The organism is Variovorax sp. Varisp85, assembly GCF_047304045.1.
Taxonomy (GTDB): Bacteria; Pseudomonadota; Gammaproteobacteria; order Burkholderiales; family Burkholderiaceae_C; genus Variovorax.
The window spans coordinates 52,492-72,809 of sequence record NZ_JBGLYN010000018.1 but is presented as its reverse complement, the minus strand read 5'-3'; the positions used below and the strand labels follow the sequence as shown (position 1 = coordinate 72,809).

At 68.0% G+C, this 20,318-nt stretch carries 22 protein-coding genes; 15 read left to right on the top strand and 7 right to left on the bottom strand.

Features of this window, described 5'->3' with window-relative positions; all coding sequences use genetic code 11:
* Positions 1-16: 16 nt before the first annotated feature.
* The 13 genes from ACCC97_RS10110 (at position 17) to ACCC97_RS10050 (ending at position 12,508) form a co-directional block, all read left to right on the top strand.
* The gene (locus tag ACCC97_RS10110) at positions 17-1,222 is read left to right on the top strand and encodes a M20 aminoacylase family protein (protein ID WP_007828617.1); all 1,206 of its coding nucleotides are present in this window, start codon (positions 17-19) and stop codon (positions 1,220-1,222) included.
* A gap of 22 nt (positions 1,223-1,244) precedes the next feature.
* The gene (locus tag ACCC97_RS10105) at positions 1,245-2,243 is read left to right on the top strand and encodes a tripartite tricarboxylate transporter substrate-binding protein (protein WP_413332591.1); all 999 of its coding nucleotides are present in this window, start codon (positions 1,245-1,247) and stop codon (positions 2,241-2,243) included.
* A 124-nt stretch (positions 2,244-2,367) separates the two neighbouring features.
* Entirely contained in the window at positions 2,368-2,841 is a 474-nt protein-coding gene (locus tag ACCC97_RS10100) for a helix-turn-helix domain-containing protein (protein ID WP_413332589.1), read from the top strand.
* Positions 2,835-4,163: a HipA domain-containing protein gene (locus ACCC97_RS10095; protein WP_413332616.1), complete on the top strand. Its 1,329-nt coding sequence runs from the start codon at positions 2,835-2,837 to the stop codon at positions 4,161-4,163. Before ACCC97_RS10100 ends, ACCC97_RS10095 begins: the two co-directional genes overlap by 7 nt.
* Positions 4,164-4,253: 90 nt before the next feature.
* Positions 4,254-4,979 (top strand): glycine zipper 2TM domain-containing protein, encoded by a 726-nt coding sequence (locus tag ACCC97_RS10090; protein ID WP_413332587.1) that lies wholly within the window; start codon positions 4,254-4,256, stop codon positions 4,977-4,979.
* Positions 4,980-5,119: 140 nt separating this feature from the next.
* Positions 5,120-6,034: a dihydrodipicolinate synthase family protein gene (locus tag ACCC97_RS10085; protein ID WP_007828627.1), complete on the top strand. Its 915-nt coding sequence runs from the start codon at positions 5,120-5,122 to the stop codon at positions 6,032-6,034.
* Between the two features lie 38 nt (positions 6,035-6,072).
* Positions 6,073-7,206: a branched-chain amino acid ABC transporter substrate-binding protein gene (locus ACCC97_RS10080; RefSeq protein WP_413332585.1), complete on the top strand. Its 1,134-nt coding sequence runs from the start codon at positions 6,073-6,075 to the stop codon at positions 7,204-7,206.
* 14 nt (positions 7,207-7,220) lie between these two features.
* Positions 7,221-8,156, top strand: a complete 936-nt coding sequence (locus tag ACCC97_RS10075) for a 4-hydroxyproline epimerase (RefSeq protein ID WP_413332583.1) — start codon at positions 7,221-7,223, stop codon at positions 8,154-8,156.
* Between the two features lie 11 nt (positions 8,157-8,167).
* On the top strand, positions 8,168-9,271 hold the full coding sequence (locus ACCC97_RS10070; protein WP_413332581.1) for an NAD(P)/FAD-dependent oxidoreductase: 1,104 nt from the start codon (positions 8,168-8,170) through the stop codon (positions 9,269-9,271).
* A complete protein-coding gene (locus ACCC97_RS10065) occupies positions 9,268-9,516 on the top strand; it encodes a (2Fe-2S)-binding protein (protein WP_413332580.1) in 249 nt (82 codons plus the stop codon). The genes ACCC97_RS10070 and ACCC97_RS10065 overlap by 4 nt, the downstream gene beginning before the upstream one ends.
* Positions 9,513-10,790 (top strand): FAD-dependent oxidoreductase, encoded by a 1,278-nt coding sequence (locus ACCC97_RS10060; protein WP_413332578.1) that lies wholly within the window; start codon positions 9,513-9,515, stop codon positions 10,788-10,790. Before ACCC97_RS10065 ends, ACCC97_RS10060 begins: the two co-directional genes overlap by 4 nt.
* Positions 10,791-10,816: 26 nt before the next feature.
* Entirely contained in the window at positions 10,817-11,485 is a 669-nt protein-coding gene (locus ACCC97_RS10055) for a GntR family transcriptional regulator (protein ID WP_157632108.1), read from the top strand.
* Between the two features lie 84 nt (positions 11,486-11,569).
* Positions 11,570-12,508 (top strand): fatty acid desaturase family protein, encoded by a 939-nt coding sequence (locus ACCC97_RS10050; RefSeq protein ID WP_413332576.1) that lies wholly within the window; start codon positions 11,570-11,572, stop codon positions 12,506-12,508.
* Here ACCC97_RS10050 and ACCC97_RS10045 read toward each other — a convergent pair.
* Positions 12,496-13,383 carry an EamA family transporter gene (locus ACCC97_RS10045; RefSeq protein WP_413332574.1) on the bottom strand — a complete coding sequence of 296 codons (888 nt, stop codon included), beginning with the start codon at positions 13,381-13,383 and terminating at the stop codon, positions 12,496-12,498. The genes ACCC97_RS10050 and ACCC97_RS10045 overlap by 13 nt on opposite strands.
* Before the next feature lie 81 nt (positions 13,384-13,464).
* Between ACCC97_RS10045 and ACCC97_RS10040 the strand changes: the two genes are divergently transcribed.
* On the top strand, positions 13,465-14,352 hold the full coding sequence (locus ACCC97_RS10040; protein ID WP_413332572.1) for a LysR substrate-binding domain-containing protein: 888 nt from the start codon (positions 13,465-13,467) through the stop codon (positions 14,350-14,352).
* 35 nt (positions 14,353-14,387) lie between these two features.
* On the opposite strand, the gene ACCC97_RS10035 is transcribed toward ACCC97_RS10040, so the two are convergent.
* Complete coding sequence (locus ACCC97_RS10035; RefSeq protein ID WP_007828645.1) at positions 14,388-14,702, bottom strand: hypothetical protein; 315 nt, start codon at positions 14,700-14,702, stop codon at positions 14,388-14,390.
* Between the two features lie 81 nt (positions 14,703-14,783).
* Positions 14,784-14,954, bottom strand: coding sequence for a hypothetical protein (locus ACCC97_RS10030; protein WP_007828646.1), 171 nt, complete (start codon positions 14,952-14,954; stop codon positions 14,784-14,786).
* A 59-nt stretch (positions 14,955-15,013) separates the two neighbouring features.
* Here ACCC97_RS10030 and ACCC97_RS10025 point away from each other — a divergent pair, with 59 nt between their 5' ends.
* Positions 15,014-16,480 (top strand): MATE family efflux transporter, encoded by a 1,467-nt coding sequence (locus ACCC97_RS10025; RefSeq protein WP_413332570.1) that lies wholly within the window; start codon positions 15,014-15,016, stop codon positions 16,478-16,480.
* A gap of 93 nt (positions 16,481-16,573) precedes the next feature.
* Here the strand turns inward: ACCC97_RS10025 and dbpA are convergent, their stop codons facing one another.
* From dbpA to ACCC97_RS10005, 4 genes are all read right to left on the bottom strand, one after another.
* Positions 16,574-17,998: an ATP-dependent RNA helicase DbpA gene (gene dbpA / locus ACCC97_RS10020; protein WP_007828650.1), complete on the bottom strand. Its 1,425-nt coding sequence runs from the start codon at positions 17,996-17,998 to the stop codon at positions 16,574-16,576.
* Positions 17,999-18,081: 83 nt separating this feature from the next.
* Positions 18,082-18,351: a translation initiation factor IF-1 gene (gene infA / locus ACCC97_RS10015; protein ID WP_007828652.1), complete on the bottom strand. Its 270-nt coding sequence runs from the start codon at positions 18,349-18,351 to the stop codon at positions 18,082-18,084.
* A gap of 58 nt (positions 18,352-18,409) precedes the next feature.
* On the bottom strand, positions 18,410-18,679 hold the full coding sequence (locus ACCC97_RS10010; protein WP_007828654.1) for a hypothetical protein: 270 nt from the start codon (positions 18,677-18,679) through the stop codon (positions 18,410-18,412).
* A gap of 354 nt (positions 18,680-19,033) precedes the next feature.
* On the bottom strand, positions 19,034-20,272 hold the full coding sequence (locus tag ACCC97_RS10005; protein WP_413332567.1) for an MFS transporter: 1,239 nt from the start codon (positions 20,270-20,272) through the stop codon (positions 19,034-19,036).
* Between the last annotated feature and the right edge of the window lie 46 nt (positions 20,273-20,318).

Sequence of the window (20,318 nt, the reverse complement as noted above, 5' to 3'; positions counted from 1 at the left end):
CAGTGCCCTCGCCGCCATGAACATCGCCGATTCCTTCCTTGCCAACGCCGCCCGTTTCGTCGAGATCCGGCGCGACATCCACGCCCATCCCGAACTCGGTTTCGAGGAGCACCGCACTTCCGAGAAGGTCGCGAGCCTGCTGACCGGATGGGGCATCGAGGTGCACCGAGGCATCGCCGGCACGGGACTCGTCGGCGTGCTGCGCAAGGGCACGGGCTCGCGCACCATCGGCCTGCGCGCCGACATGGACGCGCTGCCATTGCACGAAGCCAACGAGTTCGCCCACAAGTCGACCAACCCCGGCCGCATGCACGCCTGCGGCCACGACGGCCACACCACCATGCTGCTGGCCGCCGCGTGGCACCTGTCGCAGCAGGGCCCCGGCGACTTCGACGGCACGGTGCATTTCATCTTCCAGCCCGCCGAGGAGATGGGCAAGGCCGGCGCGAAGAAGATGATCGACGAAGGCCTGTTCGAGCGCTTTCCGTGCGACGCGGTCTTCGGGCTGCACAACTTCCCCGTCGGCGACGTGGGCCGCTTTGCGCTCAACGAAGGCGCGCTGATGGCGTCGAGCAACACGTACAAGATCACGCTGCGTGGACGCGGCACGCATGCCTCGATGCCGCACACCGGCATCGACCCGGTGGCCGCGGTGGTCACGCTGGCGCAGCAACTGCAGACCATCGTGGCGCGCACCATTCCCAGCACCGAGCGCGCACTGCTTGCAGTCACGCAGCTGCAGGGCTCGGATGCGCCGAACGTGATTCCCGATGTGGCGACGGTGGGCGGCACGATCCGCACCTTTTCCATCGAAGCCATCGACAAGCTCGAGGCGCGGCTGCGCGAAGTGGCGGCCGGCGTGGCGGCGGCGCATGGCTGCACGGCCGAGGTGTACTTCAACCGCTCCTCGCCGCCGACCGTGAACCATCCGGCCGAGGCGCGCTTTGCCGCCGGCGTGATGCGCGAGGTGGTTGGCGACGACATGGTCACCGACAACTTCCCCGCCGTGATGGGCGCCGAGGACTTCGCCCACATGCTGCTCGCGCGGCCCGGCTGCTACGCCTTCCTGGGCAACGGCGACGGCGACCACCGGCTCGACGGCCACGGGCCCGGCCCCTGCATCATTCACAACACCTCGTTCGACTTCAACGACGAGATCATCCCGATCGGTGCCAGCTACTTCGTGAAGCTGGTGCAGCGCTGGCTGTCGCCGGGCGGTTGAAGTTGTTCCCTTCCTGTTGACGATGACCAAGAAAGTGGCCACACAGATGACCTCCACCCCGCTCACCCGACGTTCGTTGACCGCGCTTGCTGCTGCGGCGGTGCTTGGTGCCATCGCACCAGCCCATGCACAGCAGCGCGTGATCCACATCGTCGTGCCCTTCGCCACCGGCGCGGTGCAGGACACGGTGGCGCGCGCCTTCAACAATGAGTTGGGCGCGGCGCTGAATGCCAGCGCCATCGTCGAGAACCGCGCGGGCGCGGGCGGCACCGTGGGCGCGGCCCTGGTGGCGCGCGCGCCGGCCGACGGCAGCACGCTGGTCCTCGCGGCGGCGAGCCACAACATCGCGGGTTTTCTCTACAACAAGCTGAGCTACGACCCGCTGAAGGATTTCGTCGGCGTGGCCAACGTCGGCAACGCGGGCTATGTGCTGGCGGTGGCCAGCGGCATGAATGTGTCGAGCACGGCCGACTTCATCAAGGAGGTCAGGGCCAACCCCGGCAAGTACAACTACGCCTCGGCCGGCAACGGCAGCGCGACGCACCTCGCGATGGCGTCGTTTCTCGCGAAGGCGGGGCTGCAGATGACGCACATCCCGACCAAGTCGACCGGCGAGGCCGTCAATGAGGTGCTCGCGGGTCGCGTGCAGGCGGTGATCTCGTCGAGCATCGGCGTGATCGGCTTCCAGGACGATGCGCGCATCAAGCTGCTCGCGTCCACCGGCCAGTCGCGCAGCCCCTTCCTGCCGAAGCTGCCGACGGTGGCCGAGAGCGGCCTGCCGGGCTACGCCTTCGATTCGTGGATCGGCTTGCTCGCGCCGGCCGGCACGCCCAAGGCGGAAGTCGAGCGCATCAACGTCGCGGCCAACAAGGTGCTGGCCGACCCGGCGATCCAGGAACGCTTCAAGCGCCTGGGCGTGGAGCCGCGCAGTCAGAGCGCGGAGGAGTTCCAGAAGCTGTTGCGCTCGGACTGGGATGCGATGGGGGCGGTGGTGAAGGCTTCGGGGGCGAAGATCGATTGAGGCGGTGATCGAATAACGGCCAGGCCTTGGTGCAGAAAAAAATAAGGCAAGGCTTGTAATTTATAAAAATATCCTGAAGCTGATATTTTGACAAAATAAGCTATAGCCGATATTCTGGTCGGCGATGGACTATCCCCTTCGTTTCGTCGACCAGCTGCGGCCGCACCTCAAGGCATTGCGGAAGAAGCGCGGCCTGACACAGGCGCAGGCAGGCGCGTTGGTCGGTGTCAGCCAGGCCCGGATCGCGGAGATCGAAGCGAATCCCGGGGCGGTCAGCTTCGAGCAACTGATGAAGTTGATGGCGGCGTTGGGGGCATCCTTTTCCCTGCAGGACGGAACGTCCTCAAGTCCCATCGCTGACGCCGCGCAGGAGCATCCCGGGAGGCGCGACTCGCTGCCGGACGATGCCGTGAACCTCCCGGAAGGATGGACCGCCACGAGGATGAGCGATCAATCGGTGCTGGTGCACCTGCCTTCCGGGCAATCGAGTGCTCCAGGCGCATCGCTTCGCGCGCTTCAGGCGCTGAATCCCGGCAAGGACATCAAGCCGACGTCTCGCCGGAGCTTCGTCGTCCGGCCGAAGAAGGAGTCCTGGTGACGCAGGCGCTTGGCGCGTGGATGAACGGGGAGCCCGTTGGCACCTGGTCCGTCGACCACGGCGTCCACACCTTCCGGTACGACCCCCGATGGCTCGAATCGCCCCGGCGGCGCTCGCTGTCGTTGTCGATTCCGCTCACCGGCACGCTCGAAGTCCGCGGCGAGGTGGTCCGCAACTACTTCGACAATCTGCTGCCCGACAGCGACAGGGTTCGCGCGCGTCTGCGCAATCGCTTCAAGCTCAAGGACGCCAGGACTTTCGACCTGCTCGAAGCCATCGGCCGCGACTGTGTCGGGGCCGTGCAGTTGCTGCCCGAAGGCGCCGCGCCGCAGGGCTGGAATGCCGTGAACTGCGAGCCCTTGGACGAAGAGCAGATCGCCGCGCTGCTGCAGGCCGTTCCGTCCGAAGACACCCCGGAGGGCATGCGCGACGAAGACCTGTTTCGCATTTCCCTTGCCGGTGCGCAGGAGAAAACCGCCCTGACCTTCTGGAACGGCGAATGGTGCCGGCCGCATGGCGCCACGCCCACCACGCACATCATCAAGCTGCCGCTGGGATTGATCGGCGGCTCCAAGCGCGTGGACGCCTCGGACTCGGTGCAGAACGAATGGCTGTGCGCACAGATCGTCGAGGCACTCGGCCTGCAAGTGGCACCGACATCCATGGCCACCTTCGGCGGGCAGACGGTCCTGGTCGTGGAACGGTTCGACCGCGAGTGGATGGACGGTGGCGCCTGGATCGCGCGCCTGCCACAGGAGGACTGTTGCCAGGCCATGGGGCTGCCGTCCGACAGGAAGTACGAGCAGCACGGTGGTCCCGGCATGAGCAAGTGCCTGCAGCTTCTGCAAGGCAGCGGGAGTGCGGAGGATGGCGCCCGGTTCCTGCTCGCGCAATTGGCCTTCTTTCTGCTCGCCGCCACCGACGGCCACGCCAAGAACTTCTCGATCCACCTCTTGCGCGGTGACGCCTACGAGATGACGCCGCTCTACGACATCATTTCGACGTGGCCGTACTTCGGCAACGGGCCCAATCAGTTCCAGCCGCGCAAGGCGGGTCTGGCCATGGCGATCCGCTCCAAGAATGCGCACCATGTCTTTCACACCATCCAGGCTCGCCATTGGCATGGGCTGGCCATGAAGAACGGTGGCATCGATGTCTGGAACGCCATGCTGGACATGGTGGCGTCGGTGGATGACGCACTGAGCGAGATCGAGGCCCTGTTGCCGTCGGATTTCCCTGCATGGACCTGGGAGTCCATCTCACGGGGCATGCGAAGCGAGGCCGCGCGGTTCCTCTCAGGCGTGACCGACATCGCAGTGTAGGACGCCGGTCAATTGACAACGCGCCGCCCGCGCTCATGCTTCCTGATGGGTTCCGGGGCATTCCGCTTCGGACCGTATAAGGGGCTTTTCATGGATCCGACGTCGCCATTCAACCCGCCTCCGGGCCAGCCGGCGGGCAAGTCGCCCAAGGCGCTGTGGGCCGTGATCGGCGCATTGAGCGTGGCCGTGGTGGCGCTTGGCGGGGTGTTGCTTCACCGCCAGGAGCCGGTCGCGAGTGCGAGTGCTCCGCCGCCAGTCGTTGCCGCAGCATCACCCGCCGCACCGGACGATTTCAAGCCTGAAGCCATGCCACCGGCGCCCGCAGTGCCGCCCACGGCGGCAGGCCCGGCGCCGCAAGCAATGGCGGCTGCGCCGATGCCCGCTCCCATGCCAGCCCCGGCTGTCGAGCCCGGACCGGCGCCAGGCGTGATGAATGCACCACAGGTCGCTGCTGCGCCTCCCGCCCCGCCACCTTGCGCGGTCTGCGGCCATGTCGAATCGGTTCGCCCGGTTCAGAAGCGCATCCAGAACACCTCGGGCGTGGGGGCCGTGGCCGGCGGCGTGGTGGGTGGCCTCGTCGGCAACCAGTTCGGCCATGGCAATGGGCGCGTCGCGACCACGGTGCTCGGCGCGGTGGGCGGCGGCTTCGCGGGCAACGAGATCGAGAAGCACGTGCGCACGGTCACGGTCTACGAGGTGGGCGTGCGCATGGACAACGGCACGCTGCGCACCGTCGAGACGAAGACCGCGCCACCCATCGGCAAGCCGGTGACGCTCAAGCGGGGCCTGCTGCGCCCCGCGGACGGCCGCAAGTAGCGCGACCTACCCGCTCCCGGATATCACAGAAAAACCGGGCGCGGAAGAGCGCATGCCCCAAAGATATCTTGACCATATATCCTTAATATATTTAAAGTGCGACGCTTCCACACCACCGCACATCCACAAGGAGCGATCAAGTGAGCAATCCCCGCTGGCAAGGCATCTTCCCCGCCGTCACCACCAAGTTCCACGCCGACGAGAGCATCGATGCCGAGGGCACGGCCCGTCACATCGACTTCCAGATCCGCAACGGCATCCACGGCCTCGTCACTTGCGGCTCGCTCGGCGAAGCCAGCACGCTGACGCTGGAAGAAAAGCTGCAGGTCGCGAAGATCGCGCTCGAAGCCGCCGACGGCCGCATCCCGGTGCTGGCCAATGTGTCGGAAACCAGCACGCGCGAAGCGCTGCGCTACGTGGACGGCGCCAACAAGCTCGGCGTGGCCGGCTTCATGGTGATGCCCTCGGTGATCTACGTGGCCGACGCGCGCGAGGCGATGCTCAATGTGCGCACCATCGCCAACGCGGCGCAGAAACCCATCATGGTCTACAACAACCCGGTGGCCTACCGCGTCGACCTCAAGCCCGAGCACATGGTCGAGCTGGCCGACTGCGAATGGATCGCGGCCATCAAGGAAAGCACCGACGACATCCGCCGCATCACCGACCTGCGCAACACCGTGGGCGACCGCTACCAGCTGTTCCTGGGCGTGGACGACCTCGCCTACGAAGGCCTGGCCCTGGGCTGCGACGGCCTGCTGGCCGGCGTGGGTTGCGCGTTCCCGCGCGAGACCGTCGCGCTGTACGACCTGATGAAGGCCGGCAAGTTCGCCGAGGCGCTCAAGCTCTACCAGTGGATGACGCCGATGCTGCACCTCGACGTGTCGACCAAGCTCGTGCAGAACCTCAAGCTCATCGACGTGCTGGTGGGCGTGGGCAGCGAGCACATGCGCCGCCCGCGCCTGCCGCTCATCGGCGAGGAGCGCGCATTCATCGAAGCCATCGTGAAGAAGGCGCTCGCCACGCGGCCTGCGCAGTACCAATCGGTTATGTAATACGCCCCTCTTTTCATTGTCCCAACCTAGGAAGAAGCATGAAGTCAAAAGCAAACATGGTTTCGTTTCTCGGCCTCGTGGCCATCGCCATCGCAGGTCAGGCACAAGCACAGGAGCAGGTGGTCAAGATCGGCCACAGCGGTCCGCTCTCGGGCCCCAATGCCTTCGCAGGCAAGGACAATGAAAACGGCGTGCGCCTCGCCGTCGAGGAGCTCAACGCGAAGAAGCTTGTCGTCGGCGGCAAGACGCTGAAGTTCGAAATGGTGTCGGAAGACGACCAGTGCGACGCCAAGACCGGTGTGAGCGTCGCGCAGAAGTTCGTGGACGACGGCGTCAAGTACGTCATGGGCCCGTACTGCTCCGGCGTGGCCATTCCGGCTTCGCGCATCTACAGCGAAGGCGGCACCATGGTCTCCACCGTGGGCACCAACCCGAAGGTCACGCAGGGCGGCTATAAGAACCTCTACCGCATCATCGCGAGCGACAACCAGATCGGCTCCAGCATGGCCGTGTATGCGGCCAAGGTGCTGAAGGTGACGAAGGTCGGCGTGATCGACGACCGCACCGCCTTCGGCCAGGGCCTGGCCGAGGAGTTCACCAAGGAAGCGAAGAAGCAGGGCCTGACCGTGGTCGGCCAGGAGTTCACCACCGACAAGGCCGTGGACTTCACCGCCATCCTGACCAACATGAAGGCCAAGGCGCCAGAGGCCATCTTCTTCGGCGGCTATGCACCGCAGGCCGCGCCCATGGCGCGCCAGATGAAGCAGCTGGCCGTGCCCGGCAAGCTGCTGGGCGGCGACACCGTGTGCAGCCCCGCTACCGGCAAGCTCGGCGGCGATGCGGTCAACGACCTGGTGTTCTGCGCGCAAGGCGGCTCCATCCTCGAGAAGGCGCAGAGCGGCCCGGCCTTCAAGGAGAAGTTCAAGAAGCGCTTCAACGTCGATCCCGACGCGTACGCTGCTTCGTACTACGACCAGGTGCTGTTCATCGGCGAGTCGATGAAGAAGGCCAACTCCATCGACCCCGACAAGGTGGGCGCCGAGCTTTACAAGACCACCTACAAGGGCGTGGCCGCAACCTATTCATACGACGACAAGGGCAACATGAAGCAGGCGCCCATCACCGTCTTCACTTTCAAGAACGCGGCGCCCGTTCCCCTCGCCAGCTATTGATCGGACCCAGCCACATGCAACGCATCCAGGTCATCGATTCGCACACAGGCGGCGAGCCCACACGCCTTGTGATTGGCGGGTTTCCCGATCTGGGCGGCGGCAGCATGGCCGAGCGTCGTGCGCTGCTGGCCGAGCGGCACGACAAGTGGCGCGCGGCGGCCGTGCTGGAGCCGCGCGGCAGCGACGTGGTGGTGGGGGCGCTGCTGTGCGAGCCGGTGTCGCCGGATGCGGCTGCCGGCGTGGTCTTCTTCAACAACGCCGGCTACATCGGCATGTGCGGCCACGGCACCATCGGGCTGGTCGCGAGCCTTGCGCACATGGGGCGCATCGGCGTGGGCGAGCACCGGATCGAGACGCCTGTAGGCACGGTCACGACCACGCTGCACGAAGACGGCTCGGTGAGCGTGCGCAACGTGCCGGCCTACCGGCATCTGCACCAGGTGGCGGTCGAGCTGTCGGGCCATGGCACCGTGCGCGGCGACGTGGCCTGGGGTGGCAACTGGTTCTTCCTGGTGAGTGAGCACGGCCAGCGCGTGGCGAGCGACAACCTCGCGGCGCTGACCGGCTACACCTCTGCCTTGCGCCGCGCGCTGGCGGCGCAGGGGATCACGGGCGCGGACGGCGCGGAGATCGATCACGTCGAACTCTTTGCCCACGACGATGAAGGCGCGGACAGCCGCAACTTCGTGCTGTGCCCGGGCAACGCCTATGACCGCTCGCCTTGCGGCACCGGCACCAGCGCCAAGATCGCCTGCCTCGCGGCGGACGGCAAGCTCGCGCCGGGCGAAGTGTGGACGCAGGCCAGCGTGATCGGCAGCCGCTTCGAGGCCAGCTACGAGATGGCGGATGGCAAGGTCATTCCCACGCTGCGAGGCCGCGCGCACATCAGCGCCGAAGCCACGCTGCTGATCGAAGAAGACGATCCCTTCGGCTGGGGCATCCGGCTCTGACATCGGTCGGCATGGACGCGGATGTCATCGTCATCGGCGCCGGCATCGTCGGCGCGGCGTGCGCACAGGCGCTCGCACAGGCGGGGCGCAGGGTGCTGGTGCTCGATGCGCGCATCGGCGGTGCCACCGGCGCGGGCATGGGCCATCTCGTGGTGATGGACGACAACGCGGCCGAGCTCGAACTGAGCCGCCATTCGGTCGCGCAGTGGCGCGAGCTGGCGCCGCGCATGAGCGACGACTGCGCGTACAGCGCCTGCGGCACGCTCTGGATCGCCGCGAACGACGAAGAGATGGCGGAGGCCGAGCGCAAACAGCAGCGGCTGCGCGCGCATGGCATCGGCAGCCGGCTGCTCGATGCGCGCGAACTGGCAAGCGCGGAGCCCGCGCTGCGCAAGGGCCTGTCGGGCGCTCTCGAAGTGCCGGGCGACGGCATCCTCTATGCGCCGAACGCCGCACGCTGGCTGCTCACCCAGAACGCGGAATCGATCCGCGTCGAGCATGCGAAGGTCGAGGCCATCGAAGACGACGGCACGTTGCGCCTCGCCGACGGCAGCCGCCGCACAGCGCCGCAGGTCGTGCTGGCCAACGGCATCCAGGCGACGACGCTGTGCCCCGAACTGCCGATCCGCCCGAAGAAGGGCCATCTGCTGATCACTGACCGCTATCCGGGCACGGTGCATCACCAACTGGTCGAGCTCGGCTACGTGACCAGCGCGCACCACAGCGAAGGCGACTCGGTCGCCTTCAACGTGCAGCCACGGCCCACGGGGCAGCTGCTGGTCGGCTCGTCGCGCCAGTTCGACACGACGGACCCGGCGGTCGAGGCGCCGATGCTCGCGCGCATGCTCCAGCGCACGCTGGACTACCTGCCGGGGCTTGCGAACCTCAACGCGGTGCGCTCGTGGACCGGCATGCGCGCGGCCTCGCCCGACGGGCTTCCGCTGCTGGGCAAGCACCCGTGGCGCGAGAAGCTCTGGCTCGCTGTCGGACATGAAGGGCTCGGTGTGACCACTGCGCCGGGCAGCGCGCATCTGCTGGCTGCCTTGATGACCGGCGCGACCCCCGACTTCGATGCGGCGCCCTACGCGCCGCGCAGCCTCCGGGAGTTCGCATGAGCAGCCACACCCTGTTGAACATCGACGGCCGTCTGGTGCGCGTGAAGGCGGGCAGCTCGGTCGCCGCCGCGCTGCGCGTGGCCAGCGGCATGGGCGTGGCGCGCATTTCGGTCACGGGCCAGCCGCGCGCGCCGTTCTGCGGCATGGGCGTGTGCCAGGAATGCCGTGTGCTGGTCGATGGCCGGCGCAGGCTCGCCTGCCAGACGGTCTGCATCGAAGGCATGCGCGTGGAGACGACGGAATGACGACCGGCATGGCACAGGAAGAATGCGAGGTGCTCGTCGTCGGTGCAGGCCCGGCCGGCATGGCCGCGGCGGTGGCGGCGGCGCCCAGCGGTGCATCGATCGTCGTGATCGACGACAACCCCGTGCCCGGTGGGCAGATCTGGCGCGATGGCCCCGGCGCGGCATTGCCGCCTGCGGCGCGCAAATGGCGCGATGCGCTCGAGCGCCATGCCAACATCCGCGTGCGCAGCGGCACGCGCGTCGTCGCCGTGCCCTCGCCGCATGAACTGCTGCTCGAAGACGCCGAAGGCGCCACGCGCATGCGGTGGAAGAAGCTCATTCTCTGCACCGGTGCACGCGAACTTCTGCTGCCCTTCCCCGGATGGACGCTGCCCGGCGTGACCGGCGCGGGCGGGCTGCAGGCGCTTGTCAAGGCCGGCATGCCGGTCGAGGGCGAACGCATCGTCATCGCGGGCAGCGGGCCGCTGCTGCTTGCCGCTGCAGCCACTGCGCGCGCAGCCGGCGCGAAGGTGCTGCGCGTCGCGGAGCAGGCGTCGTTCGCCTCGGTCGCGCGCTTCGGCGCCAGCCTCGCGCGCTGGCCCGGCAAGGCCGCGCAGGCGGTGACGCTCGCCGATCCGCAGTACCGCACTTCGTCGCGCATCGTCTCGGCGCACGGCGCGACGCAGGTCGAATCAGCGCGACTTCGCCAAGGCAGCAGCGAAATCGAGATTGCCTGCGACCGCATCGCCTGCGGCTTCGGCCTCACACCCAACACGCAGCTCGGGCAGCTGCTCGGCTGCGCGCTGAAGGCACAGGCCCTGTGGGTCGATGCCCTGCAAGCCACCAGCGTCCCCGGCGTCCATGCAGCCGGCGAGTGCACCGGCTTCGGCGGCAGCGAACGTGCACTGGCGCAGGGCACGATCGCAGGCCATGCGGCCGTCGGCAACGAACACGCAGCCAAGGCGCACGAAGGCGAACGCGCCCGCTGGAACGCCTTCGCCGCGCAGCTGCACCGCAGCTTCGCGCTGGCGCCGGATATCAAGACGATGCCGCAGCCCGACACGCTCGTGTGCCGCTGCGAAGACGTTCCCTTCTCCGCGCTGGCAGGTTGCACCGGCTGGACCGACGCCAAGCTGCATCGCCGCTGCGGCATGGGTGCCTGCCAGGGCCGCGTCTGCGGCGACGCGGCGCATTTCCTCTTCGGATGGACGCCGCCCGTGCCACGCCCGCCGCTGTCGCCGGCCCGCATCTCGACACTCGCAGGCTTGGCGAACGACAGCGACCCCCGACAATGACGCCGCCGCATCCGCAGAACAAGACCATGCCCGCCTCGAAGACCGCCTCCCGCCCACCGCCCAAGCGCCGCGCCGCCGACCTGGCCTACGACGCCATCGAGACGCTGCTGTCGACCATGCAGCTGCAGCCCGGCAGCCAGGTCGTCGAGGCCGAACTCGCCGAGCGCACGGGGCTCGGCCGCACGCCGGTGCGCGAGGCGCTGATGCGCATGGTGTCCATCGGACTCATCGTGCAGCAACCGCGCCGCGGGCTGCTCGTGTCGGCCATCGACCTGGCCGACCACCTCGACGTGATCCAGACCCGGCGCGTGCTCGAACGGCTGATCGCCGCCTGCTCGGCGCGCCGGGCCACCGCGCAGCAGCGCACCGACATCGTCCGCTGCGCCCGGACCATGGTCGAGGCCGCGGCACGCGGCGACCTCACCGGCTACATGCGCGCCGACCATGCACTCGACCTCGTCAATCACCAGGCGAGCCACAACGACTCGGCAGTGAGGGCGGTGATCCCGCCGATCGTGCAGTGCCGGCGCTTCTGGTATGCCTACCAGCACGAAGGGGAGATCGTCGAGGGCGCCAACGCGCACCTCGAGCTGGCGCAGGGCATCGCGACCGGCGACGAAGCTGCCGCCATCGCGGGCGCCGAGCGGCTGATGGACTACCTCGAAGTCTTCGCGCGCAAGATCATCGACAAATAGGCCGAAGGGCCTCGCCTCCACTCGCCGCCGCACTGCGGGGAATTCCGCGTGCCTTGCCCGGGCCGGCGGCGCATACTGACCCGCATGGCCGCCGCCCCCCGCGCCCAACCCGAAGAGTTCTTCACCGCCGAAGAATGGCAGTCGCTCACTGCGCGTTCGTCGTGGAAGGGCCTGTGGCTGGTGCTGCATTGCTGGGCCGTGATCGGCGCAGCCATGCTCGTGGGCATCGTGTGGCCATGGACCCTTCCGCTCGTGGTGCCGGTAGTGGGCGCGCGGCAGCTGGGGCTGTTCATCCTCATGCATGACGCGGCGCACGCGGGGCTGCACCGCAATCGCAAGGTCAACGACTGGGTGGGCCATTGGCTGTGCTCGTCGACGCTGCGCGACTACCGTCCGTATCACCTGCAGCACCACCGCTTCGTGCAGCAGACCGAAGATCCGGACCTCGTGCTGTCGGCGCCCTTCCCGATCACGCGCGCGTCGATGTGGCGCAAGGTGGTGCGCGACCTGAGCGGGCAGACTTTCTACAAGCAGCGCTTCGGGCATGTTGCCGAAGGCATCCGCAAGCGCGGGCCGGGCGAGTCGGTGCTCGAGGTGTTTGGCCGGGAGCTTGCGAAAGACAGGCGTTTTCTCATTGCCAACAGCCTCGGATTTCTGGCCTTCGCGCTCGCCGGCTGCTGGTGGGCATGGCTGCTGATGTGGCTGCTGCCCATGGCGACGTGGCTGCCGCTCGTGAGCCGCGTGCGCAACATCGCCGAGCATGCGCTGGTCGCGCAGAACGAGGCCGATCCGCTGCGTCAGGCCTGCACCACGCACGCCGGCTGGCTCGAACGCATCCTGGTGGCGCCCTACTGGGTCAACTACCACTGCGAGCACCACATGTTCACCAACCTGCCTTGCTGGGCCTTGCCGAAGGCGCATCGCCTGCTGCAGCGGCAGGGCGCCATCGCGCGCATGGAAGTGCAGCCCGGCTACCTGAGCCTGCTGAAGCGCGCGACTTCGCCCTCGGCTCAGCCGGCCTGACGCGCGGCCGGCACGGCCCGCACCACAGGCTGAGCCCCGCGCTGGCTGAGCCAGATGCTCGCAATGACGATGCCGATCCCCGTCACCTGCCACGCCGACAACGCCTGCTCCAGCAGCGCCCAGCCCAGGATCACCGCCGTCACGGGGCTCAGGAAAGCCAGCGGCGCGATCGCCGAGGGCTCCAGCCGCGCCACGCCGCGGAACCACACGATGTAGGTCAGCGCGGCGCCCACGAGGCCGAGCCAGCCGAAGCCGATCCAGTTCTGCGCCGTCAGCGCAGGCAGAGGCGGCTCCAGCAGCAGCGCCACCGGCAACAGCAGCAGGCCGCCAGCGGTGAGCTGCCACGCGGTGAAGGTGAGCGCCGACACCGGTGGCTGCCAGCGCCGGCTCAGCACCGTGCCGAAGGCCATCGACACCGCGGCGGCAATGGCCGCGGCAATGCCGATGGCATCGAGCGCCGCATTCGGCGTGAGCACCAGCAGTGCGACCCCACCGATGCCGACCACCGCCGCCGCGACCGACAGCGCGCGCATCGGTGAGCCCAGGAAGACGCTGGCCAGGAACACCACGAGCAGCGGCTGCACCGAAGTGATGGTGGCCGCGACGCCGCCCGGCAGCCGGTATGCCGCCAGGAACAGCATCGCCCAGAGGATCGAGAAATTCAGTGCGCCGAGGATGAGGATGCGCCCCCACCACGCGCGCTCGGGCAGCTTGCGCACGATCAGCAGCAACAGCAGGCCGGCGGGCAGCGCGCGCAGCAGGGCGACCGTCAGCGGGTAGTTCGGCGGCAGCAGCTCGGTCGTGACGATGTAGGTGCTGCCCCAGATCGCGGGCGCGGTCGCGGTGAGCAGGAGGTCGGTGGTGCGGCTTGTCATGGGTCGAATCTAGTGAATTGACCATGGGTTGTGAATGCTCGAATAATGAATTGATTCTTTACCGTTAGTCGTCAATTCAGCATGGACCATCTCACGGCTCTCAAGGTCTTCCGCACCACCGCCGCCACGGGCAGCTTCGCCGGCGCCGCGCGGCAAATGGGGCTGTCGGCGGCGGCCGTCAGCAAGAACATCGCGGAGCTGGAGGCGCATTTGAAGGTGCGGCTCATCAACCGCACCACGCGGCAGATGAGCCTGACAGAAGCGGGCGCTGCGTACTTCGAGCGCTTATCACGCATCCTCGACGAACTCACCGAGGCCGATGCCGCCCTTGCGCCCATGGGCAGCAGCCCCGGCGGTGTGCTGCGCGTGAGCGCGCCGCTGACTTTTGCGCTCACCTCGCTGTCGCCGGCCATTCCCGAATTCATGAAGCGCTACCCGAACCTGCGGCTCGAGCTGAACCTGCAGGACAGCCGCTCGGACATCATCGGCGAGGGCTACGACCTGGCCATCCGCGGCAGCGACCGGCTGGAGGATTCGAGCCTCGTCGCGCGCCGGCTCATGACCATGGACCATGTGCTGTGCGGCGCGCCCGGCTACTTCGCCGCCTTCGGCCGCCCCGCACAGCCCGAAGACCTGAAGGCCCACGAGTGCGTGCAGTTCACGCTCTCGGGCCACGCGAACAAGTGGACCTTCAACCGCGCCGGCCGCAGCGTGGCCGTGGCCATCGACGGGCGCTACAAGGTCAGCTCCAGCATCGCCGTGCGTGACGCGCTGCTCGCGGGCTTCGGCCTGAGCCTGATCCCGCGCATCTACGTCGAGGCCGAGCTGGCCTGCGGCCGCCTGCAGGCCGTGCTCGAAGACTGGGAGGCGGACAGGACGCCGGTCTATGCCGTCTACCCCTCGCGCCACCTGCCGGCGAAGACGCGTGTCTTCGTGGATTTCCTTGAGGAACGCTTTTCAGGGCATTGAGTGCCCGGAGCCACCGTGCGACGGCGCGCGTGGCGTCAGTCGTCGGCCCGCTCGGGGCTTTCCCAGCCCAGCAGCTCGGCCAGGCGCTGCACGATCCACGTGGCCTCGGCCGCCGACACGCCCGATTCGGGCGCGGCGAGCCCGGCGTGGATGCGCCGCAGGATCTCGCTTTCGACCGGCACCTCGGTGTGGTGCTGGATCTGCGCGTGGCCCACAAGGTGGCTGGCGAGGTCTTCGCACATCTCGTAGCGCTCGCGCACCAGGCCGATCGGTTCGCTCAGGCGCTGGCGCGCGTCGGTGTAGACCGCGAAGAACGAGGGCGGGATGAGGATCTGGTTGTCGTCGGACATCGCTGCCTTATAGCTGCCCCAACGACAAAACGCGCCCGTGGGCGCGTTCGTCGTGGCTCCGGGGAGCCAGCGGGGGCCGGATCAGCCGCCCTTCTTGGCGCGCTTGCCAGGGTTCTTCTTGCTGCGCGTTGCGGTGCCGCGTTCGAGGCTGACCTTCTGGCCGCCACCGGAGCGAGGCACGGTGTAGCCGGGCATCGGCGTCGGCTTGGGGGTGGCAACGCGTTCGGCTTCGGTACGGAATGTCTTGGGCATGAAAAGCTCGGGTAAAAGTGATGTTCGAACCTGCAATTAGGCCACATCGGGAATTTCATATGCCAATAACCGCAACGGCGGGTGGTGTCGAGCGCGCGCGCTTCGTTTCGGGGTCGTTGATGCGCCATGTCTGCGTGATGGCGGGCACGGGGGCCATCGGGCTGATCGCGGTGTTCGCGGTCGACCTCATCAACCTGTTCTATATCTCGCTGCTTGGGGAGAAGGAGATTGCCGCGGCGGTCGGTTTCGCGGGCGTGATGGGCTTCTTCCATGCGTCGCTGTGCATCGGGCTGACCATCGGCATCGCGGCAGTGGTGTCGCGCACCGTGGGGGCCGGCCGTGGCGAGGACGCGCGCCGCATCGCCACATCGAGCCTGGTGCTGATGACGGCGGTGTCGGCGGTAGCGGGCACCGGCACGGCGTTCTTCCTGCATCCCGCGCTGCAGGCCCTGGGCGCCCAGGGCGAGACGGCGCGGCTCGCGCATCGCTACCTCTCGGTGACGGTGCACACGCTGCCGCTGCTGGGCATCGGCATGGCGACTTCGGCGCTGCTGCGTTCCATCGGCGATGCGCGCCGCTCGATGACGGTGACGCTCGGCGGCGCCTTCGTGACGGCGGTGCTCGACCCGATCCTGATCTTCGGCTTCGGCCTGGAACTCGACGGTGCCGCCATCAGCGCGGTAGTCTCGCGCATCGTGCTCGCGGCCATCGGGCTGCACGGCGTGACGGTGAGGCACCGCATGCTCGGGCGCTTCGAGCCGTCGCGACTGGGCGGCGATGCGCGCGCGCTCGGCAAGGTGGCCGCGCCGGCGGTGCTGACCAACCTCGCCACGCCGGTGGGCGCGGCCTTCGTCACGCATTCGGTCGCGCAGTTCGGGCCCTCGGCGGTGGCGGGCGCGGCCACCATCGACCGGCTGACACCGGTGGCCTTCGGATTGGTCTATGCGCTCAGCGGCGCGGTCGGGCCGATCCTCGCGCAGAACCTGGGCGCGGGGCAGTTCCGCCGCGTGCAGGAAGGGCTGCGCGACAGCCTGTTGTTCATGATGGCGTCGGTGGCCGTGGCGTGGCTGGTGCTGGCGCTTGGGCAGGGCGTGCTGATCCGCGCGTTCTCGGCCGACGGGCAGGCGGCCGAGCTGATCTCGCTCTTCTGCAGCTGGACGGCCGCGAGCTTCTTCTTCGCGGGCGGGCTGTTCGTGGCGAACGCCTCCTTCAACAACCTCGGGCATCCGCTGCTGTCGACCGCATTCAACTGGGGGCGCGCCACGCTGGGCACGATTCCGTTCGCGTGGTGGGGCTCGCGCTACGGTGCGGCAGGCGTGCTGATCGGGCAGGCCGTGGGCTCGTCGATCTTCGGCCTGCTGGCGGTGATCGTGGCGTTCCGGCTGGCCGCGAAGCTGGCGCGGCAGGAGGCGCCTGCAGGCGCGGCCCCGGCGCTCGATGCGCCGCTGGCACCGACCTCGCCGCATGCGGAGATCGCTGCCTTGACCACGCCGCAATCGGTTCCGAAGGGCGCTGCATCTTCGTGAGGGCCGCCGCGCACGGCCGCCCGAAGCGGCCGGCCCGCCCCCGGTAGGGGAGTGGCGAAGCGACACGAAGTGCGCGAAGCCGGGGGGCGAGTCCTAGATAAGCCGCACCTTCACCGACTTGCCCTTGACGCGGCCGCTCGAGAGCTTGCGCGCCGCTTCCTCGGCGATGGCGCGGTCCACCGCCACGTACGTCGAGAACTCGTTGACGTTGATCTTGCCGACCTGGTCCTTGGCATAGCCGCAGTCGCCGGTCAATGCGCCCAGCACGTCGCCGGCGCGGATCTTTTCCTTGCGCCCGCCCACGATCTGCAGCGTGGCCATCGGCGGCTTCAGCGGCTCGCCCTTGCCCGGCGTGAGCTCGGCCAGTTCATGCCATTCGGATTCGCGGCCCTGCAGCTGCTCGATCTTTCCGACGAAGCCCATCTCGTTCATGCTGGCCAGGTTCAGCGCCAGGCCTTCCGAGCCGCCCTGCTGGCCCACGCGGCCGGTGCGGCCGACGCGGTGAATGTGGATTTCGGAATCGGGCGTCACGTCGACGTTGATCACGGCTTCGAGGTGCGAAATGTCGAGACCGCGCGCCGCCACGTCGGTGGCAACCAGCACCGAGCAGCTGCGGTTGGCGAACTGCACCAGCACCTGGTCGCGCTCGCGCTGCTCCAGCTCGCCGAACAGCGCCAACGCGCTGAAGCCCTGGGCCTGCAGCACCTCGACGAGGTCGCGGCACTGCTGCTTGGTGTTGCAGAAGGCCAGCGTGCTGACGGGGCGGAAATGGTCGAGCAGCAGGCTCACGGTGTGCAGCCGCTCGCTGTCCTTCACCTGGTACCAGCGCTGGCGGATCTTGCTGCCTTCATGCTGCGCCTGCACCGTGATCTGCTCGGGGCTCTTCATGAACTGCTGCGCGAGCTTGGCGATGCCTTCGGGGTACGTGGCCGAGAACAGCAGCGTCTGGCGGGCCGAAGGGCACTGGCGCGCCACCGTCACGATGTCGTCGAAGAAGCCCATGTCCAGCATGCGGTCGGCCTCGTCGAGCACCAGCGTGTTGAGCGCCTCGAGGTTGAGGTTCTCGCGCTCGAGGTGGTCCATGATGCGGCCGGGCGTGCCGACGACGATGTGCGCGCCGTGCTCCAGGCTGGCGATCTGCCCACGCAGCGCAACGCCGCCGCAGAGCGTGACGACCTTGATGTTTTCTTCGGCACGCGCCAGGCGACGGATTTCGGTCGTGACCTGGTCGGCCAGCTCGCGCGTCGGGCACAGCACCATCGCCTGGATGGCGAAGCGGCGCGGGTTCAGGTTGGAAAGCAGCGCCAGCGCAAAGGCGGCGGTCTTGCCGCTGCCGGTCTTGGCCTGCGCGATCAGGTCCTTGCCGAGCAGCGCCGGCGGCAGCGCGGCGGCCTGGATGGCCGTCATCTGCGTGTAACCGAGCTGGGTGAGGTTGGCCAGCATCTGGGGCGAGAGCGCCAGTGAGGCAAAGCCGTTGTCGGCTGGGGTGCCGCCGGCTGTGGGGTTGGGTGTGGTCATCGTTCAGCAGCCGGGAAGTGCAAAAAACAAAAGCCTTGCCGGCGCCCTTCGCGGGCACCGCAAGGCCTTTCGTCGGTTGCGGATCAGCGGCGGGGGGAGTTGTTGCCGCCGGTGGTCGGCGGCGGGCCGCGGCGTTCCAGGTGACGGAAGGTGATACGGCCCTTGGTCAGGTCGTAGGGCGAGAGTTCGAGCGACACCTTGTCACCCGCCAGGATGCGGATGTGGTGCTTGCGCATCTTGCCGCCGCTGTAGGCGATCAGCTGATGGCCGTTGTCCAGCGTGACGCGGTAGCGCGAGTCGGGCAGGACTTCGGTCACTGCGCCGTTCATTTCGATCAGTTCTTCCTTGGGCATATGTGGTTACCTCTGACTCGTTCGATGTTTGTTGGAGATGGAATTGGGCGTAATTGTTTCAGCCCGCGCACGGAAGCGCGAGAGGGGCCGTCTTCGAAACCTGGGGGGCGCGTTCGCGCACCCAGCCGAGGCCCTGGTCGATGGCGTAGCCGACGGCGGCGGCGTGGCTGGCAAAGCGCGGCGTGAAGCGCATCACGCGGTCGTGCATGCCGCTGCCGCGGCCGGAGCGGATCGAGACCGAAGCGGCGTACTTGCCGTCGTCCTGATGTCGGATGAGCGGGGAAACAAGGTACTTGCCCACCGCGATACTGTGTTGAATGATGTCCATGAAGCCTTGGCACAGCGCGCAGATGCAAAGCGCGAAGTGCCTGAAAAATAATTGAAAACGGGCGTGGGCCGGCCGGAATGGCGCGGCGGACGCGCTATTCGCTTCAACAGGAACGAAGGCAGTGGTGGCAATCATGGGCGCCCGGTCTGGCGCTCCAACACACTGTAAAAGCCGGCTTGGGAGTGAGAGGCCTGAAGAATCCAAGGGACAGTGCAGGTCAGCCGGCGGTATTGACGAAATTCTTCGTCGTGGTATCGAAACGAACCCGACATTATAGCTTGCAGGGCATGACAGTTGCTTGTCTTTAAAACAACGATCTCATGAAAAAGGCCCCGAAGGGCCGTTGTTCAAGCACTATTTGCTATCAAAAACATAGTTTGACGAGGCGCTGCGGGCCGCGCGCGGCGCGCGCAACAGCAGCATCAGCCCTGTGAACTGGCAGGCCGCCCCCACCCAGCCCACCGCGCCGACGCCGGCCAGTTCGATCGCCATGCCGCCCAGTGCCGAACCGGTCGCAATGCCGAGGTAGATCGCCGATGCGTTGAGCGACAGCGTCATCGGCGCGCGCTCCGGCGCCAGCCGGATCAGCCGCACCGCCTGCGCCGGGCCGAACCCCCAGCCCGCGAAGCCCCACAGCGCCGACAGCCCCACGATCAGCGGCAGTGCCAAACCGCGCGGCAGCATCTGCGCCGAGAACGAGAGCCCACCAAGGATCAGCACCAGCATCAGCGCGAAGCCCTGCGCCATGCGATCGGCGCCGAAGCGGTCGGTGGCCCAGCCGCCGGCCGCGGTGCCGATGGCTGCCGCCACGCCGATGGCGAAGAACACCGCGCTAGCGCCTTCGGCGCCGAAGCCCAGCGTCTCCGAGAGGAACAGTGCAATGTAGGTGTAGAAGCTGAAGCCGCCCGTGGCCCACAGCATGCTGATCAGCAACGCCGGCAGCACGCCCGGCTCGCGGGCCACGGCAAAGGCCGGCGCGCGCTTTGCAGCCGCCGGGGCCTGCGCCAGCGTGCGCGGCAGCCCGAGGGCGAGGCCCAAGGTGGCAAGCGCCGCCGCAGCCGCGATCAGCAGGTAGGCCGTGCGCCAGCCGCCCCAGCCGGAGATCCACGCACCCAGCGGCACGCCCAGCGCCACTGCCACTGTGCCGCCGCCGGTCACGATGGCCAGCGCTCGGCCGCGCAGCGCGGGCGACACCATGGCGGCCGCCACCGCGCTCGCGGTCGGCAGGAACACGCCGGCCACCAGCCCCAGCGCGACCCTCGCGAATGCCAGCTGCGCAAAGCCGTGCGCCATCGATGCCGCCAGCGTCAGCGCCGAGAAGGCCGCGAGGCTGGCAATCAGCAGCGGCCGGCGACCGAAGCGCGCCAGCAGCGCCGCCATCACCGGCGAGCCGATCGCATAGCTCAGCGCGAACAGCAGCACCAACTGCCCGGCCCGTGCGGCACTGACCTGCAGGTCGGCCGCCAGCACCGGCAGCAGTCCCGCGACCATGAAGCTTTCGGTGCCGATGGCGAAGGCCCCCAGTGCGAGCCAACCCAGGCTCAGGGGCAGGCGTTCAGGCGGTTGCGAGGTCGGGAGATCGGTGCCGTTCATGAGGGACTCCGTTGAAGCTGTGTTCGAGGCTTCCAGAGTACGTTTG

Bases quoted from the DNA above. Each gene is read 5' to 3' on its own strand.
- ACCC97_RS10110 (WP_007828617.1), top strand. From the start codon at position 17: ATGAACATCGCCGATTCCTTCCTTGCCAACGCCGCCCGTTTCGTCGAG.
- ACCC97_RS10105 (WP_413332591.1), top strand. From the start codon at position 1,245: ATGACCAAGAAAGTGGCCACACAGATGACCTCCACCCCGCTCACCCGA.
- ACCC97_RS10100 (WP_413332589.1), top strand. From the start codon at position 2,368: ATGGACTATCCCCTTCGTTTCGTCGACCAGCTGCGGCCGCACCTCAAG.
- ACCC97_RS10090 (WP_413332587.1), top strand. From the start codon at position 4,254: ATGGATCCGACGTCGCCATTCAACCCGCCTCCGGGCCAGCCGGCGGGC.
- ACCC97_RS10080 (WP_413332585.1), top strand. From the start codon at position 6,073: ATGAAGTCAAAAGCAAACATGGTTTCGTTTCTCGGCCTCGTGGCCATC.
- ACCC97_RS10075 (WP_413332583.1), top strand. From the start codon at position 7,221: ATGCAACGCATCCAGGTCATCGATTCGCACACAGGCGGCGAGCCCACA.
- ACCC97_RS10070 (WP_413332581.1), top strand. From the start codon at position 8,168: ATGGACGCGGATGTCATCGTCATCGGCGCCGGCATCGTCGGCGCGGCG.
- ACCC97_RS10065 (WP_413332580.1), top strand. From the start codon at position 9,268: ATGAGCAGCCACACCCTGTTGAACATCGACGGCCGTCTGGTGCGCGTG.
- ACCC97_RS10060 (WP_413332578.1), top strand. From the start codon at position 9,513: ATGACGACCGGCATGGCACAGGAAGAATGCGAGGTGCTCGTCGTCGGT.
- ACCC97_RS10055 (WP_157632108.1), top strand. From the start codon at position 10,817: ATGCCCGCCTCGAAGACCGCCTCCCGCCCACCGCCCAAGCGCCGCGCC.
- ACCC97_RS10050 (WP_413332576.1), top strand. From the start codon at position 11,570: ATGGCCGCCGCCCCCCGCGCCCAACCCGAAGAGTTCTTCACCGCCGAA.
- ACCC97_RS10045 (WP_413332574.1), bottom strand. From the start codon at position 13,383: ATGACAAGCCGCACCACCGACCTCCTGCTCACCGCGACCGCGCCCGCG.
- ACCC97_RS10040 (WP_413332572.1), top strand. From the start codon at position 13,465: ATGGACCATCTCACGGCTCTCAAGGTCTTCCGCACCACCGCCGCCACG.
- ACCC97_RS10035 (WP_007828645.1), bottom strand. From the start codon at position 14,702: ATGTCCGACGACAACCAGATCCTCATCCCGCCCTCGTTCTTCGCGGTC.
- ACCC97_RS10030 (WP_007828646.1), bottom strand. From the start codon at position 14,954: ATGCCCAAGACATTCCGTACCGAAGCCGAACGCGTTGCCACCCCCAAG.
- ACCC97_RS10025 (WP_413332570.1), top strand. From the start codon at position 15,014: ATGCCAATAACCGCAACGGCGGGTGGTGTCGAGCGCGCGCGCTTCGTT.
- dbpA (WP_007828650.1), bottom strand. From the start codon at position 17,998: ATGACCACACCCAACCCCACAGCCGGCGGCACCCCAGCCGACAACGGC.
- infA (WP_007828652.1), bottom strand. From the start codon at position 18,351: ATGCCCAAGGAAGAACTGATCGAAATGAACGGCGCAGTGACCGAAGTC.
- ACCC97_RS10010 (WP_007828654.1), bottom strand. From the start codon at position 18,679: ATGGACATCATTCAACACAGTATCGCGGTGGGCAAGTACCTTGTTTCC.
- ACCC97_RS10005 (WP_413332567.1), bottom strand. From the start codon at position 20,272: ATGAACGGCACCGATCTCCCGACCTCGCAACCGCCTGAACGCCTGCCC.